The organism is Gordonia sp. DT218, from assembly GCF_049847105.1.
Taxonomy (GTDB): domain Bacteria; phylum Actinomycetota; class Actinomycetes; order Mycobacteriales; family Mycobacteriaceae; genus Gordonia.
Window position 1 is genome coordinate 174,032 of record NZ_JBNCNS010000002.1, and the last position, 17,840, is coordinate 191,871.

General features: G+C 68.0%; 2 protein-coding genes (1 of these 2 cut by a window edge). Both read left to right on the plus strand.

Annotated elements, in window-relative coordinates; all coding sequences use genetic code 11:
* A complete protein-coding gene (locus tag ACPXCG_RS07645) occupies nucleotides 1-8,082 on the plus strand; it encodes an amino acid adenylation domain-containing protein (protein WP_425790737.1) in 8,082 nt (2,693 codons plus the stop codon).
* Nucleotides 8,079-17,840 carry the start of a non-ribosomal peptide synthase/polyketide synthase gene (locus ACPXCG_RS07650; protein WP_425790739.1) on the plus strand. It continues 15,261 nt past the right edge of the window, so the window shows 9,762 of its 25,023 coding nt (coding positions 1-9,762); the start codon lies at nucleotides 8,079-8,081; its stop codon lies off the right edge, out of view. The genes ACPXCG_RS07645 and ACPXCG_RS07650 overlap by 4 nt, the downstream gene beginning before the upstream one ends.

Sequence of the window (17,840 nt, forward strand, 5' to 3'; positions counted from 1 at the left end):
ATGGGTTCGGTCGAGAACGCCCATGACGCCACTGAGAAAGACACAGAGAGCGGGGCCGAACTGGTCCCCTTCGCGCTGACCGCCGCGCAGCGCGGGATGTGGTTTGCCGAGAATCTCTCTGCCGACTATTCCGTTACCGTTGCTCAGTATCTCGATATCCGGGACAAAGACCGCCCGCTCGATCGTGAGTACTTCCGAGACGCGATCGTCACGAATGCCCGTGAACGTGAGTCCGCCTTCACCCGGATCTTAGAAGTCAACGGCGTACCGATGCAGATCGTCGATCAGGATCTCGACAACGATCTCGATTTCCTCGATTTCCGCGACCATGCGGATCCCGTCGGTGCCGCGCTCCGATGGATGAACGACGACTATCAGCAGCACATGGATCTGCGACGTGACCACCTGGTCGTGTCGACGGTCATCAGGGTCGCCGACGACCGTTCCTTCTGGTATGTGCGGGCTCATCACATCGCGATGGACGGTTATGCCGGGCTGACCGGCGTGCTCGAGGTGGTGACCAGGTACAACGCGGCCGTCGAGGGTTCGGAGTTCATCCCGAACCGGGGCGCGTCACTCGCCGAACTCGTGGAGGACGACAAGAAGTACATCGCCGGTACCCGCCGGGTGACCGACCGCGAGTACTGGGTCGAGCGGGTCCGGGATCTGCCGGAACGCGTCACGCTTGCACATCGATCGGTGGCCGCGGAGCTGTCACCTCGTAACCTGGTCGCCGGGTCGGAGCTGAGCGCATCCCAGCAGTCCGATCTCGACCGTGTCGTTGCCGAGGCCAACACATCGGCGGCGGTGCTCCTGACCGCGGGCTTCTCCGCCTACCTGGCCCGGATGGCCGGCACCGACGACGTGGTGTTGAGCCTCCCCGTGACCGGTCGCTCGACGGCAAAGATCAAGCGCGCCAGCGGAATGCTTGCCAACATGCTGCCGGTTCGGGTCCGCGACGCCTCGCGGCTGACGATGCGCGGCCTGATCGAACAGGTCCAGCTCGAGCTGACCGGTGCCCTCCGCCACCAGCGGTACCGGTTCGAGGACATCCGCATCGACGCCGGCCTGCAGGATGCGAACACCGCGTCGTTCGGCCCGATCATCAACCTGATGTTCTTCGACAAGCCGATCGAATTGACCGGTGCCACAGTTGATTACCACATTCTCACATCGGGTATTCTGGAGGATCTGCGGCTGAACGTCTATCAGGCCAGCCCTGGCGCGCGGCTGGTGGTCGACTTCCACGGCAATCCGAATCTCTACTCGGCCGTCGAACTCGAGGGGCATCTGCAGCGCTTCATGGCCTTCCTCGACCGCATCTTCTCCGATACGGATCTGCTGATCGGTGACGTCGATCTGCTGCTCGACGGTGAGCGCGAGGAGATGGTCGGCCTCGGTATCGGACCACAGGCGACGCCGCCGGATCCCGATGCACACCTGCTCGCCGCCTTCGAGCAGCGGGTTCGTGACCGCGGCGACGACGTCGCCATCGAGTCCGGAGGACGGCGCTGGAGCTACACCCAGTTCGATCGCCTCCGGACTCTGATCGCAACACACCTGGTCGATTCGGGCATCGGCCGCGGCGACCACGTGGTGGTGGCCCTCGACCGCGGCATCGCACAGGTCGCCGCCATCTACGCGACGCTCTCCGTCGGAGCGGCCTACGTCCCCGTCGATCCTGCACAGCCGCAGGAGCGTCGCCGTCTCATCGCCGAGACCGTCGCCGCCCACCTGATCGTCGACGCGGCACTGATGAGTTCCATCGGATTCGACTCTGCCGCAAACAATCCTGCTGCGATCGCCGATCTCGCGCCGGCCCGTGTGACGGGTGGCGGCAGCGAGGCCGCGTACGTCCTGTTCACCTCGGGGTCGACCGGAACCCCCAAGGGTGTGCAGGTGTCGCACGCTGCAGTGCACAACCGGCTCGCCTGGATGCAGGACAACTACCCGTTGGTCGCAGGCGACAAGGTGCTGTACAAGACGCCGTTCACCTTTGACGTCTCCGTCTGGGAGCTGTTGTGGCCGTTGGCCCAGGGAGCGCAGATGGTGATCGCCCGGCCGGACGGACACCGCGACCCGGAATACCTTCTCGACCTGATCGCCGAGGAGCAGGTGAACGTCCTGCACTTCGTGCCGTCCATGCTCGACGTCTACACCGAGGTCCTGCAGAACGACGGGCACCTGACACTGCTGCCCCCGACCGTGCGGCGGGTATTCACCTCCGGCGAGGCGCTGCCGCGACTCCTCGCCGACCGCGTGCTGGAGGGGTCGTCGGCCGAATTGGTCAATCTCTATGGTCCGACCGAGGCCGCGATCGATGTCACCGAGTATCGGGTGGTCGCCGACGACGGCCCGGTGCCGATCGGCCGGCCGGTGGCCAACACCGACGTCTACGTCCTCGACACGCGGCTGCGGCCCGTTCCCGCCGGTGTCGCGGGCGAACTGTATCTCGCGGGGTGTCAGCTCGCCGACGGCTATGTCGGTCGGTCGGATCTGACGTCCGACCGGTTTGTCGCAAACCACCTGGGTCCGAACGGTTCCCGGATGTACCGTACCGGCGACCTGGTTCGCTGGAGCCCCGATGGCCAGCTGCATTACCTCGGGCGCACCGACTTCCAGGTCAAGATCCGCGGGCAACGGATCGAACCCGGTGAGATCGAGTCGGTGCTCGACAGCATGCCGGGAGTGGATGCGACCGCGGTGGTGCCGCGCACCGACCTGGCGCCGGGACCGGTCCTGGTCGCATATCTGCGGTCCGACGACGATTCGGTCAGTGAGGCCGCGGCGCTGTCCTGGTGCCGTCGTCACCTACCGTCGCACATGGTCCCGTCGTCGGCGGTGCTGCTCGATCAGTTCCCGATCAACGCCACCGGCAAACTCGATCGCAAGCAACTGCCTGCGCCGGACCTGCGTCCGGTCATCGCCTACGAGGCGCCGCGCACGCCGGTGGAGCACACGCTGGCAGCACTGATCGGTGAACTCCTCAGTGTCGAACGTGTCGGTTTGCGCGACAACATCTTCGCGCTGGGCGGTGATTCGCTCATGGCCGCGCGCCTGGTGTCGAGGGGCCGGGTCGAGCACAATGTTCGGATCGACCTGACCGATGTGTTCACCTCGGTCGACGTCGGCGAGATCGCGGAGCGTTCCCGGCGAGGCGGGGCCGATGGTCGACCCGAACTGATCCGGGTCGAGCAGCGTCCCGATACGATCCCGTTGTCGCACTCGCAGACGCGCCTGTGGTTCGTGAACCGGATGGATCCGGTGGCGAGCACCTACAACATGCCCGGCGCCGTCCGGCTCTGGAGCGACGTCGACGTCGATGCGCTGCAAGGTGCACTCGGTGACCTGGTCGATCGCCACGAGACCCTGCGCACCAGGTTCGCGTCCGTGGGCGGCGAGCCCGTGCAGGAGATCTTGTCGCGAGCCGAGGCGATGGACTTTCTGGACATCGAGGTCGCGGTCGTCGACGAGGGAGTCGACGAGACGATCGCCGCGGAGGCGGCCCGGGGGTTCGACCTGGCCCACGACATCCCGTTCCGCGCGAGGATTCTCCGCGATCAGACCGGTTACGTCGTGGTCGTGGTGCTCCACCACATCGCGGGAGACGGATTCTCGTTGATACCGCTCATCCGCGATCTCTTCGTGGCCTACACCGGGCGGCGCTCCGGCGACGGCCCGGCATTGCCGCCGCTGACGGTGCAGTACGCCGACTTCGCGATCTGGCAGCATCAACTCCTCGGTGACCCGGAGAACCCGACCCCGGTCGCCCGGGAGGGCCTGGCGTTCTGGGAGGAGGAACTGTCGGGGCTCCCGGGCTTCCTGCCGTTGCCCACCGACCATCCGCGTCCGCACGTCGCGACCGGTAACGGCGGATACGTCGACACGGTGTTCGACGCCGACCTCGCGGCCGGTATCCGCACCCTCGCCCGGGATCACAATGTCACGCCGTTCTCCGTGGTGCACACCGCATTCGCGGTGTTGCTCGCAAGGTGGGCAGAGGTGGACGAGGTGGCGATCGGGACGGCCGTCGCCGGCCGCGACGAGCCCGCGACCGCCGACCTGGTGGGCATGTTCGTCAACACCGTGGTGCTGCGGACGTCGATGCGCCCGGAGGACACGACCGCCGAACTGCTCGACCGGGCGCACACCATCCGCACCCGGGCGATGCGGCACTCGTCCATCCCCTTCGAGCGAGTCGTGGAAGCAGTTGCCCCCGAACGATCGGCGGCCCACACCCCGTTGTTCCAGGTGGCGCTGACCATGCATCCAGGGCAGGCGACGGCGCTCGGGGACTGGGTCGAGTCGGCCGAGATGCTCGACGCACGTGTTCCGGCGGCCAAGTTCGATCTCTCGGTAACGGTCACCGACCAGGTCGGTGGAACCGGTCTGGACGTGGAATACGCTTACGCTGCAGATATTTTCGATCACCGAACGATCGAGCGGGTCGCGACGCAACTCGTCACCGTCCTGCGGACGATGATCGAGTCGCCTACCCGACCGGTCGGCACGATCGATCTCGTGGCGGGGGAGGAGCGGGCGGCGCTGACCGCTCCTCCGGAAACGCGAGTGATCCCGGAGACCCTGCGCGACCTGCTGGTCGCCGGAGTGGTGCACGCGAATCCGGCGGCGGTGGCGATCAGCGGCACGTCCACCATCACCTGGTCGACCATGGAAGTGGTGTCGAATCAACTCGCGCGGGAACTGGTCGCCCGTGGTCTGGGCCCGGGCGACGTGGTCGCCATCTGCATCCCGCGTTCGCATCTCTCGGTGCTCGCGATGGTCTCGGTGATCAAGTCGGGCGCCGCGTTCGTCAGCATCGATCCCGGCCATCCGCCGTCACGGCTCGCGGAGATCCTCGCCGACAGCGGGGCGGCCCTTGGACTGACATCGACGGCCGTCCGGGGCAAGGCACCCGAGGGTGTCTCCTGGCTGGAGGTGGACGACGCGGCGGTGGAGCTGCAACTGGCCGGTCACAGCGGTGCGCGCCTGCACGCCGGTGAGCTCCGGCGCGCCCCGCGCGTGGACGATCTCGCGTACCTGATCTACACCTCCGGTTCCACCGGGCGCCCGAAGGCGGCCGCGCTCAGTCACGTCGGCCTCGCGAACGTGGTGGCCAATCAGCAGAAGATCCTGCGCCTCGACGAGCGCTCCCGGGTGCTGCACGTCGCGTCACCGAGTTTTGACGCGTCCATCTTCGAGATCCTCATGGCACTGTGCACGGGTGCCGAGCTCGTCGTCAGCCCGGCGGGTGTGTTCGGCGGCGACGAACTCGCCGAGCTCATCGACCGGCATCGGGTCACCCATGCGGTCATGACCCCGTCCGCGCTCGGCACGCTGGAACCGGCCGCCGTACCCAGCCTGAGCCGCGTGATCAGTGTCGGAGAGGCGTGCCCCCCCGATCTGATGCGGAAGTGGGCGCGGGCCGGCCGGGCGTTCTTCAACCTGTACGGCCCGACCGAGGTGACGATCTGGGCCACCGCGGCGGGGCCGTTGCACGACGGCGACGAGGTCACGATCGGGCAAGCGGTGCCGGGAGTCGGCAGTCTGGTGCTCGATCACACCCTTCGCCCGGTCCCCGTGGGGGTGCCCGGTGAGCTGTATCTGTCCGGGGCCCAGCTCGCCCGTGCCTATCATCGGCGGAGCGATCTCACCGCCACCCGGTTCGTGGCGAACCCGTTCTCCGCCGGAGATCGGATGTATCGCACGGGCGATCGGGCCATGCGAACGGCGTCGGGAAATCTCCGGTACGTGGGCCGCACCGACTTCCAGCTCAAGATCCGCGGGCTACGGATCGAGCCGGGTGAGGTCGACGCCGCGATCCTGCATCACCCGATGGTGACCGAGGTGGTCAGCCTCGGGGTTCCCGGGCCGGGCGGTGACGACGTGCTGGTGGCCTACGCACGACTGGTCGAGGGCGCGGCGGCCGAGCCCAAGCGGATACTCGAACACGCGGCTGCGCAACTGCCCGGCTACATGGTCCCGCACGCGGTGGTGATCGTGAAGGAATTCCGGTTGACCACCGCCGGCAAGATCGACCGGAAATCACTTCCGCCGGTGGACTTCACCGTGTCCGCGCCGTACCGGGCGCCGACCTCGCAGATGGAGGCGGTCGTCGCGGGCATCTTCGGCCAGGTGCTCGGCCAGGATCGGGTGGGTGCCGACGCCGACTTCTTCGACCTCGGTGGCAGTTCGCTCTCGGCGACCAAGGTGACCTCCCGACTGTCCGCGCTCCTGGATCGACAGGTCCCGGTGAAGCTGCTGTTCGAGCGCCCGACGGTGTCGTCGCTCGCCCAGGCTCTCGCCGGTGGTCCGACCGGGCAGGGCGGCCCGCCGCTGCTCGCGCGCAGCCGAGCGGAGCTGGTACGTGTGTCCGGGATGCAGCGTGGGCTGTGGCTGGTCAACCGCGCCGATCCGCAGTCCGCGGCCTACAACGTCGCCATGGCGTTGCGACTGACGGGCGATCTCGATGTCGTCGCGCTCCAGCTCGCGACCGCCGACATCGTTCGCAGACACGAATCGCTGCGCACGACCTATCCGATGATCAATGACGAGCCGATCCAGGTGATCATGCCTGCCGACGTGGTCGAGAGTGAGCTGACCATCGAGGAGCGCACCGTCACGACATCGATCGAGTCGGCCATCGGTCAGGTCACCGGCGAGGGTTTCGACATCACCACCAGACCGCCGGTACGGGCGGTGTTGCTCAAGGTCTCTGCGCACGAGCACATCCTGGTCTTCGTGGTCCACCACATCAGCGCGGATGGGGCCTCGATGGCGCCACTGGCGCGGGATCTGATGACGGCGTACGCGGCACGCAGCGCGGGGGCGGAGCCGGCATGGAAACCCCTGCCGGTGCAGTACGCGGACTTCAGCCTCTGGCTGTCCGAACGTCTGGCGGTCACCGACGGCGACGGCGTCACCGAGGAGGAGCGTCAACTCGCATACTGGGACGAGCGGCTGGCGGGAGCGCCCGAGCGGTTGGAGCTGCCCCACGACCACTCCCGGCCGAAGACGCCCAGTTTCCGCGGCGACATGGTGGACTTCGAGGTCCCCGCGTCTGTGGTGACCAATCTGGACATCGTTGCGCGGCAACATCACACCACGTCGTTCATGGTGATCCACGCCGCGTTCGCGATGCTGTTGAACCGGATCTCGGGCCGCGACGACCTGGTGATCGGAACGCCGTTCGCCGGCCGTGGCGAGCAGAGTCTCGACGACGTGGTGGGGATGTTCGTCAACACGTTGGCCCTGCGGACCAGGGTGAGCCCGGGTGAGCGGTTCGTCGACCTGCTGGAGCGTGTGCGCAACGACGATCTCGCGGACATGTCGCACACCGACATCGCGTTCGAGAACATCGTGTCGCGGACGCTGCCCAAGCCGCCCACGTCCTACAACCCGGTCTATCAGGTGATGCTCGCGTTCCAGGACGTGGAGTTCCCGACGCTGCAGTTCGATCGGCTCACGGTGGAGCCGATACACGAGGAGCTGGCATCGGCCAAGGTCGACCTGCAGCTCACCCTCTTCCCGAACGACCCGGACCGGGACGGGAGCGGGGGCGCGCTGCGCGGGCAATTCCTTTATGCCGCAGATCTGTTCGACCGGACGACGATCGATCGGATGGCCCTGCGGTATCTGCAGCTGCTGGAGGCGGTCGCGGACGACCCGGAGTGTGTGGTCGGTGACGTGCGCATCCGTCTCGACGACGAGGTGGTGGCGGCGGCCGGATCGCCGGTGGACGACGCGGACGAGAGTCTGGCCGTGCTGGTCTTCGAGGCCGCCGCGATCGATCGCACCGCCACCGCGGTCGGCGGTCCGGCGGCACTCGGTTTCGGGGACCTCGAGATCATGACCAGTGCGATGAATCCTGCAGCGTCCGATTCGGATTCGGCGCTGACGATGGCTCTCATGACACTTGTTCCCGGGCTGGCGGAATCCGGCCCGGAGGGTTTCGACGGACTGCTGGCCGAGCTCCGTGAGCGTGCCCATGGCGTGATCGCCGCCGGCCGGCGCGATCGTGACGCCGCGCGCGGCGGAAACCCTACGAATTCGGTCGAGGCGGAAGGTAGCGAACGGACGTGACGGGGATCGGTGCGGACGTGGTGGACATTTCTACGGGATGGGGACGGCGTCCGCCGACACGAGACCTGATCACCATTGCGGCGCAGATCGAGCCGGAGACAATCGCCCTGTCGCATGCCGGTGGGCGCACCACCTTCGCAGATCTGAACACGCGTGTGAGTGCGACCGCGGCGGTGTTCACCGCCCGGGGCCTGGACACCGAGGCGGCGGTGAGCGCCATCGTGACGGCACTGATCCCTCGGGACGGTCTCGACCCGGCGGGAATCGCCACCGCGACACAGGCCGCGCTCGAGGAGATCCGCGGACGGGCCTGTGCGGTGGCGGGGACATCGGACTGGGGATCGTTGCCGGGGATCTTCCGCTCGGCGGTCCACCGGTTCCCCGAACACGTCGCGGTGACGGACCTGGACGGCGCTGCGCTGACCTATCGCGAGCTGGACAAGCGGTCGGATGCCGTCGCCGCCGGGCTGGTCGCCGCCGGCGTCGCCGAAGGAGACGTCGTCGGACTGGCCACCCCACGGACCGTCGAGGTGATGGTCGCGATTCTCGGTATCCTCAAGTCCGGCGCGGCCTATCTGCCCCTGGACACGTCACATCCGGCCGAGCGACTCTCGTTCGTCGTCGCGGATGCCGCGCCGTCGCTGATCATCACCGACCACGGCGGACGGGAGACACTCGACTTCCTCGACGTCGAGCGCAGCACCGTCGACGAACTGATGACGGCCGGTTCGTCGGGGAAAGACTCGCTCCCGGCGTCGATCGACCCTCGACAAGTCGCTTACCTGATCTTCACGTCGGGCTCCACTGGTAGACCCAAAGGTGTTGTGGTGGAACATCGTAGCGTGATCGCGCTGATGTCTGCGGCTCAGCGGCACTACGGGTTCACCGAGGCAGATGTGTGGACGATGTTCCACTCCTATGCGTTCGACGTGTCGGTCTTCGAGATGTGGGGACCGCTGCTGTTCGGCGGGCGGCTGGTGGTGGTGGACTTCCTGACCACCCGCAGCCCGGACGAGTTCGCGGAACTGCTCGCCACGGAATCGGTCACGGTGGTCTCGCAGACGCCGTCGGCCTTTTACCAGCTCGCCGCGGCCGTGCGTCCGTCGTCGCGCAATCCGTTGCCCGCGAGCGTGCGCTACATGGTGTTCGCCGGTGAGGCACTGGATTTCGCGCAGGTGCGTCGGTGGTACGAGGACCGGCTCGAGGCCGAGGGCACGGTGGGCCCCGTACTGGTGAACATGTACGGGATCACCGAGACCACGGTGCACTCCACGTTCCGGGCACTGGATCCCGACTTCGTGGCGTCCGCGAAGGGCTCGGATGTGGGTGAGGGTCTGCCCGCATTGACGATCCATGTGCTCGACGACCGACTCCGTCCGGTGCCGGACGGAGTGCCGGGCGAGATCTATGTCAGTGGCACCCAGGTGACGCGTGGGTATCTCGGCCGTCCGGGGCTGACGTCGGGACGATTCGTCGCCGATCCGTTCACCGGCAACGGAACGCGTATGTATCGCAGCGGTGACGTCGCGATCCGGCGGGACGGGACGCTGGAGTATCTCGGTCGGTCGGATGCGCAGGTGAAACTGCGTGGCTTCCGCATCGAGCTCGGCGAGGTGGAGTCGGCGCTGCTGGCCACGCGCGGAGTCGACGCGGCCGCGGTGGCGGTCCGGCAGCGCGACAACGGTGACGAACTCCTGGTGGGTTACGTGGTGCTCGAGGCCGACACCGATGTGGCCCCATCCGAGATCCGCATCGCCGCGGCAGGGGCGTTGCCGAGTTACATGGTGCCCGACGTGGTGATGCCGATCGATCAGCTGCCGCTCACGGTGAACGGGAAACTGGACCGCCGGGCATTGCCCGAACCCGAGATCCTCACGGTGGCGCAGTATGTCGCACCCGGCACCGAGACCGAGAAGATCCTCGCCGAGATCGTCGCGGACGTGCTCGGTCTCGAACGGGTCAGCGTCGCCGACTCGGTGTTCGATCTCGGCGGCAACTCCCTGGCCGCGGCACGTATCGTCGGGCGCGCAGGCGAGGCCTTCAACGTGGATCTGTCGGTGCGGGATGTGTTCGACATGCCGTCGGTGCGTGGCCTGGCCGACGTGGTCGGCGGTCGTGGGGTTGCGCTCGCACCCGTCACGCCCGTGCAGCCGAGGCCCGACGAGGTGCCGGTGTCGTTCGCGCAGCTGCGGATGTGGTTCATCAACCAGTTCGATCCGGCGGCGTCGACGTACAACATCCCGGTGCTGCTGCGCCTGGCGGGTGATCTCGACGTGGACGCGCTGCGTGCCGCCCTGACGGATGTGGTGATCCGGCACGAGGTGCTGCGTACGACGTTCCCGGCGCGGCAAGGTATTCCGGTACAGGTCGTCGATTCTCCGGAGGAGGTCGCCGAACGACTGGACTGGGCGGTGGTGGATTCGGGCGACGAACTGCAGGCCGCGATAGCGGGCGGGTTCGATGTGACATCGCAGTGGCCGCTGCGGGCACGACTGTGGCGTAGCTCGGCGGACGAGTTCGTGTTCGGCCTCGTGGCGCATCACATCGCGGCCGACGGCGAGTCGATGGGGCCGCTGGTGGCCGATGTGGTTGCAGCCTATTCGGCGCGGGTGGCGGGCGTCGAGCCCGAGTTCGCGCCCCTGGACGTGCAGTTCGCGGATTTCGCGATCTGGCAGCATGAGGTGCTGGGTTCTGCCGACGACGCCGATTCGGTGGTGGGGCGTCAGCTCGCCTACTGGTCGACGCAACTCGCCGGCGCGCCCGACGTGCTCGAGATCCCCGGGGACCGGCCACGTCCGGTCGTCGCGTCGCAGCGTGGCGCGGAGGTCTCGTTCGAGGTGCCCACCTGGGTGGTCGACCGGATCTCGGTGCTGGCGCGCGAGCGCGGCGTGACGCCGTTCATGGTGGTGCACGCGGGCCTGGCCGTGTTGTTGGGCCGGCTGTCGGCGACCGACGACATCGCGGTCGGCACGCCGATCGCGGGCCGCGGTCAGCGGGTGCTGGATCCACTGGTGGGGATGTTCGTGAACACGCTGGTGCTGCGGACACGTGTCGGGGCGGAAATGTCGTTCGTCGACATGCTGGATCAGGTGCGGGTCACCGATCTGGAGGCGTTCGCGAATGCGGATGTGCCCTTCGAGACGGTGGTTGAGCACCTACAACCGGTGCGGTCGGAAGCCTTCGCCCCCCTCACACAGGTCCTGTTGTCCTTCGATCAGTCGGTGCTCGCAGAGTTCGCCCAGGGTGGCGTCCTCACCGCGGACATCGCCGGACTGGAAGTGAGTTCCATTGCTGTCGAAGGTGTTCCGGCGAAGGTCGATCTCACCGTCGGCATCACGGACGGTGGTGACAGGTGGCACGGCTCGCTGATCTACGCGGTCGATCTGTTCGACGCCCCCACCGCAGAGCACATGGCCGCACAACTGGTCCGGCTGCTCGACAAGCTGACCCTCGAGCCCGCCCTGCCCATCGGTGACACCTCTCTGCTCGCCGACGACGAGGCCAGGGCACTGCTTCCGGTGACCGGTGGGCCGGTGGCGGCCCCGCGGCTGCTGGCCGAGGTGTTCGGCGAGATCGCCCGCGCTCATCCGGAACACGTCGCGGTGTCCGACGGGCACGGGGCGGAACTGACCTATGCCGAGCTGGACGCCCGTTCCAATCGGCTGGCGCGTTGGCTGATCGCGCAGGGGATCGGCACCGAATCCCTTGTCGCGCTCGCGATCGGCCGCTCGGTCGAACTGCTGACGGCGATGTGGGCGGTGGCCAAGACCGGTGCAGGCTATCTGCCGATCGACCCGGACTATCCCGCCGAGCGGATCGAGCACATGCTCACCGACTCGCAGGTGCGCACCGGCCTGACGACCACGCGGCTGCGTTCGGCGTTGCCGTCAGGGGTGCGTTGGAGCCCGGTGGACGGCATCGGATCGGAGGAGATCGGTGGCGCATTCGACGACGCGCCGGTGCGGGCCGACGAGTTGCCCGCCGCACCACGGCTCGACGCCATCGCCTATGTGATCTACACATCCGGTTCGACGGGCACCCCGAAGGGGGTGTCGGTGACCTATCGTGGCATCCACAACTTCGCGGTCGCCGAGGTCGCCCGGTTCGGCGTCGACACACGGTCTCGGGTTCTCGGATTCGCCTCTCCCAGTTTCGATGCGTCGATTCTCGAATGGCTGCTCGCGTCGACCTCCGGAGCGACCTTCGTGTACCGGCCGGACAGCGTGCTCGGCGGCGACATGCTGGCGGCGCTGATCCGCGACCAGCGACTGTCCCACGTGTTCCTGACCCCCACGGTGCTGGCGACCCTGGAGCCGGATTCGGTGCCGGATCTCCGCGTCCTCATGTCCGGTGGTGAGGCGGTCTCGCAGACCCTGGTCGACCGGTGGTCGTCGGGGCTCTCCTTCTTCAACGCCTACGGGCCCACCGAGGCCTCGATCGCCGTGGCGATGAGTCGCGCACTCACACCCGGCTCGCCGGTCCACATCGGCGGCCCGATCGACGGTGTGGGGCTCCTGGTGCTCGACGGCCGGCTGAATCCCGTCCCCGTCGGAGTGCCCGGTGACCTGTACGCGGGCGGTGTGGCGCTCGCCCGCGGGTACCTGCGCCGTCCGTCGTTGACGTCGGAACGGTTCGTGGCGAATCCGTTCGGAGGCCGGGGCGATCGGATGTACCGCACCGGCGACGTCGTCCGATGGCGCCGCACCGAGACGGGCGAGCTCGTGCTCGAGTACGTGGGGCGTAGCGACGACCAGGTGAAACTCCGCGGGTTGCGCATCGAACTGGGGGAGATCGAGGCTGCTCTGGAGTCTCATCCGGCCGTCGCGTCGGCCGTGGTGGTCGGAGTCGGCGGATCGGTGGCGAGCGCGCTGGCGGGCTATGTGGTCGCCGACCGGTCGGTCGACGTCGCGTCGCTGCGCGATCATGTCGCCGAACGCCTGCCGTCGCACATGGTGCCGTCGAGCATCATGGTGCTCGACGCCTTGCCCCTGACCCCGGCAGGAAAGCTGGACAAGCGCGCCCTGCCGGCACCGGTGATCGTCACCGACACCGCCGACCACGTCCCGCCGTCGTCGTCGGCAGAGGAGACCCTGGCAGCGATCGTGGCCGGGGTTCTCGGCGTCGACCGGGTGAGCGTCGTCGAGTCGTTCTTCGCGCTCGGCGGTGATTCGATTCTGTCGATCCAGTTGTCCTCGGCGGCCCGCGCGGCCGGGCTGTCGTTGTCGCCGCGCGAGGTGTTCGAGCACAAGTCCGTGCGTGCGATGGCCCGGGCGCTCGCGGCCGGTGGCGATCGGGTGCCCATGGTCGACGAACCGGCCGGGGGCCCCACCGGCGAGGTGGAACTGTCGCCGGTGGTGTCCTGGATGCTGGAGTTGTCCGACACCCCGGCGGACTTCGCCGACTTCTCGCAGTCGGTGGTCCTGGTGGCGCCGGATGCAGCGGACGTCGCCGTGCTGAGTGCGGTGCTCGGCACGGTCGCCGATGCGCACCCGATGCTGTCCGCCCGTCTGGTGTACACCGGCGGCCGGTGGTGCCAGACCGCTGGAGTCGGTCATCCTCCGGTGGTCGCCGAGGTCTCGACGCCCGCGGCGACCGGGACGCCGGAGTTCGCCGACACGGTGCGCTCGGCGCATGCGGCGGCGCTGGGGCGGATGGATCCGTCGAACGGCGTGCTGATCTCGGCTGTGCTGGTGTCGGGTGCCGACGGCGCGCGGGTGGTGGTGGCCATCCATCACCTCGGTGTGGACGCGGTGTCATGGCCGGTGCTGATCGAAGACGTCATCACGGTGTGGGGACAGTTGGTGTCCGGCGACGAGTTGACGGTGCGACCGGAGGTGACGTCGGCGCGTGCGTGGCACACGGCACTGGCGCACCGGCGTACCGATCGTTCGGCCGAGATCGGCCACTGGTTGTCGCGGTCGGGTGACCCGACCGACCTCGGAGCCGTGATCGACCCTGCGCGCGACCGGTTCTCGACAGTGGGATCGGTGCCGCACCGGGTCGATGCGGCGGTCACCGAGGCGTTGGTGACAGTGGTCCCCGAGGCGTTCTGCGGTCATGTCAACGATGCGTTGCTGGCGGGCCTGGCACGTGCGGTGCGCTCCTGGCAAGTCGCGCGGGGGATCTCCGACTCCGCGCCGGTCGGTGTGCTGGTCGAAGGGCACGGTCGGTACGAGGACGTGCTCGCGCACGGTGCCGATCCGCGCACCGCGGATCTGTCGCGGACAGTGGGATGGTTCACCTCGATCGCCCCGATGCTCGTGGATCCGGCCGCCGACGTGGTGCACGCGGTGAAGGCGGCGAAGGAGGAGCGTCTGACCCAGCCCGATCACGGAATCGGGTTCGGGTTGCTCCGATTCGGTGGCGACGAGCGATTGGCGGGACGGCCGTTGCCGTCGATCGGATTCAACTTCTTCGGTGCCGGCGGCCGCGGCGTCGACGCCGAACCGATGACGGTCCCGTTCATGGTCGACGCCGACGCTCCGGCCCTGCCGTCGTCGGTGGCGGGTGGCATGACCGCGATGAACGCCATCACCGTGAACGTCGGGACGAAGCTCACGCCTCGCGGTCGTGAGTTGTCGGCGGATTTCCTGTTCGCCGGCGGGATCCTGTCCGCCGCGGATGTCGAGGATCTCGCCGACCGGTGGTCGGCCGAGTTGGCGGCCATCGTCGACGTGGTCACGAGCGGTGGGAATCCGGGGCTGTCGCCATCGGATGTCTCGGGTTCGGGGGTGACCCAGGCCGACCTGGATGTGCTCGCCGAGCGTCACCCCGGTGCACCGGTCTGGCCCCTCTCCGCCCTGCAGAAGGGGCTCTACCTCCAGTCCGCGCTGTCCTCGGGGGCGGGCGCCGACGACGTCGACGTGTACGTCAGCCAGGCGGTCCTGCGGCTGGGCGGCGACGTCGACGAGCCACGACTGCGAGCAGCGGTGGAGAGCCTCGTGGCCCATCATCGCGTGCTGCGGTCGGGCTTCGTCCAGACCGAGGGTGGTGCTGTGGTCGCAGTGGTGCCCGATGAGGTCCGGGTGCCCTGGCGCACCGTCGATCTCGGTGCGGTCGACGACGTCGAGCGGAAGGTTCGGGTTGACGAGATCACCGCGGGTGAGCGGGTCGAGCCGTTCGATCTGTCCAGGCCGCCACTGCTACGCGTCGTGCTCGCCCGCGATGCCGGTGGCGTGAGTGTGGTCATCACCAACCATCACATCCTGTTCGACGGATGGTCCGGTCCGCTGGTGCTCGCCGACCTGCTGGCGCTCTATGCCACGGGCGACACCTACACCGGCCGGATCGGTACGGGCGGAGGCGACTTCGAGGATTACCTGAAGCATGTCGCCGTCGTCGACGACGACGCCGGTCTCGCCGCGTGGCGTGAGGTGCTGGCACCGATCGAGGGCCCGACGTTGGTGGCGCCGGGCAGCGTGGCGACCCGTGAGTCGTTGCCGAGGAACCATGTCGTGGTCGTCGATGCGGAGTTGACCGCTGCCGTCGAGGCGCTCGCGCGGGCCGAGGGCGCGACCGTGGCGACGGTGTTGCAGTTCACTTGGGCGGTGCTGCTGTCCCGGCTGACCGGCAACCGGGTGGTCACCTTCGGTGAGACGGTGTCGGGCCGCCCGGCCGATCTCGAGGGTGTCGAATCGATGGTCGGCCTGTTCATCAACACTGTGCCCGCGGTGGTCGACGTCGACCCGTCGGCTCGGATCTCGGAGGTGCTCGCACGCCTGCAGGCGGCGAAGGTGTCGGTTCTCGACCATCAGCACCTGGGCCTGCCGGAACTGCTGGCCCTGACGGATGTTTCGGGCTCCTTCGACACGCTGACCGTGCACGAGTCGTATCCGGTCGACACCGAGTCGCTCTCGACCAGCGACGCCGCTCTCACCGGTGGCCTCGACATCCGGGAGGCGGTGGTCAGCGATTCGACGCATTACCCGTTGAACATGATCACCTCGCCGATGGGTGATCGGTTGTCGATCACCATCAAGTACCTGCCGGATGCATTCGCCGACGACCAGATCCGCGTGTTCGCCGACGCCGTGGTCGAGATCCTCGGTGCCGCGGCCTCCGCGCCGGCGATGCTCGTCGCCGACGTGCCGCTGCTCACCGACCGTGACCGGGCGTTGATCGCCGGTGGGTCGGTCGGCGCCGACGTAAGCGTCCCGGCGGGTTCGGTGGCCGATGCCGTTGTCGCACAGATACTTCGGACACCCGACGATGCAGCCCTCGTCTTCGACGGTCGCGCACTCACGTATGCGGAATTCGGAGCGCGGGTGTCGGTGCTGGCTCGTGACCTGATCGCTGCCGGTGTGTCTCCCGGTGTGGCAGTGGGGGTCTCGCTGGACCGTTCGGTGGAGCTCGTGGTCGCGATCCATGCCGTCGTCGCGGCGGGCGGGCATTACGTGCCGATCGATCCCGCGATCCCGGCGGATCGCGTGCAGTACATGGCGGACACCGCGGGCGTCGGTGTGGTGCTGGTCGGCGGCGATGGTGCGCCGGCGTCGGTGGCGGCGCTGGGCGACGGCGTCACCGTGCTCGAGGTGGACGCCTCGGGGGCCGTCGACCTGTCGGTCGCGCCGGTGACGGATGCGGATCGGTCGGCCCCGTTGCGCGCCGACGACGCGGTCTACACGCTGTTCACCTCCGGATCGACCGGCCGTCCGAAGGGCGTCACGGTGTCGCACCGGTCGGTGGTGAACCGACTCTGGTGGGGTCTGGACCACTATCCGTGGTCGACCGGTGACCGGGTGGTGTTGAAGACGCCGTTCACCTTCGACGTTTCGGTGCCGGAGCTGTTCGCCCCGGTGATGGCGGGCGCGACCATCATCGTGGCGCGCCCGGGCGGGCATGCGGATCCGATGTACATCGCCGACCTCATCGCCCGCGAGCGCGCGACGTCGGTACATTTCGTGCCGTCGATGCTCTCGGTGTTCCTGGACGTCGTGCCCGCCGAGAAGATCACCACGCTGGACTCGTTGCGGTGGTTGTTCTGCTCGGGTGAGGCGCTGCCGCCGCCGGTCGTCGCACACACCCACCAGCTGCTCGGGCAGGTTGCGATAGTGAACCTGTTCGGTCCCACCGAGGCTGCCGTCGAAGTGGCATCTGTGGATGTGACCGATGCGCCCGACGTGGTGCCCATCGGTGTGCCGGTGTGGAACACGTCGACACTGGTCCTCGATGCCCGCCTGCGGATGGTGCCGCCCGGCGTCCCGGGTGAGCTCTACCTCGGTGGTGTCCAGGTGGCACGCGGTTATGAGTCGCGTCCGGGTTTGACTGCCGAGCGCTTTGTGGCCGATCCCTTCGGTGGAGCGGGGTCCGGGGCATCGGGTTCGCGGTTGTATCGAACCGGTGACCTCGTCCGCTGGAATCACCGAGGTGAGATCGAGTACCTGGGGCGCACCGATTTTCAGGTCAAATTGCGTGGACAGCGCATCGAGCTGGGTGAGATCGAGTCGGTCATCGCCTCCGCGCCCGGGGTGGTGCACGTGGCGTGCACGGTCGTCGAGACCGAGGGCGGCGGGCAACATCTCGTCGGTTACGTCGCCCCGTCCACGGTCGACGAGGGTGCGGTGAAGGCGGCGGTCGCCGAGGCGTTGCCCGAGTACATGCGTCCATCGGTGTGGATGCTGCTCGACGACATCGCCCTCAACAGCGCGGGCAAGCTGGACCGGCGTGCGCTGCCCGCCCCGGTCTTCGAGGCGGCCGAATATGTGGCCCCGGCCACCGATGCCGAGGAATCCGTCGCGTCGATTGTCGCGAAGGTGCTC

Excerpts from the sequence above, each read along its gene's own strand:
- ACPXCG_RS07645 (WP_425790737.1), top strand. The coding sequence starts at position 1 with ATGGGTTCGGTCGAGAACGCCCATGACGCCACTGAGAAAGACACAGAG.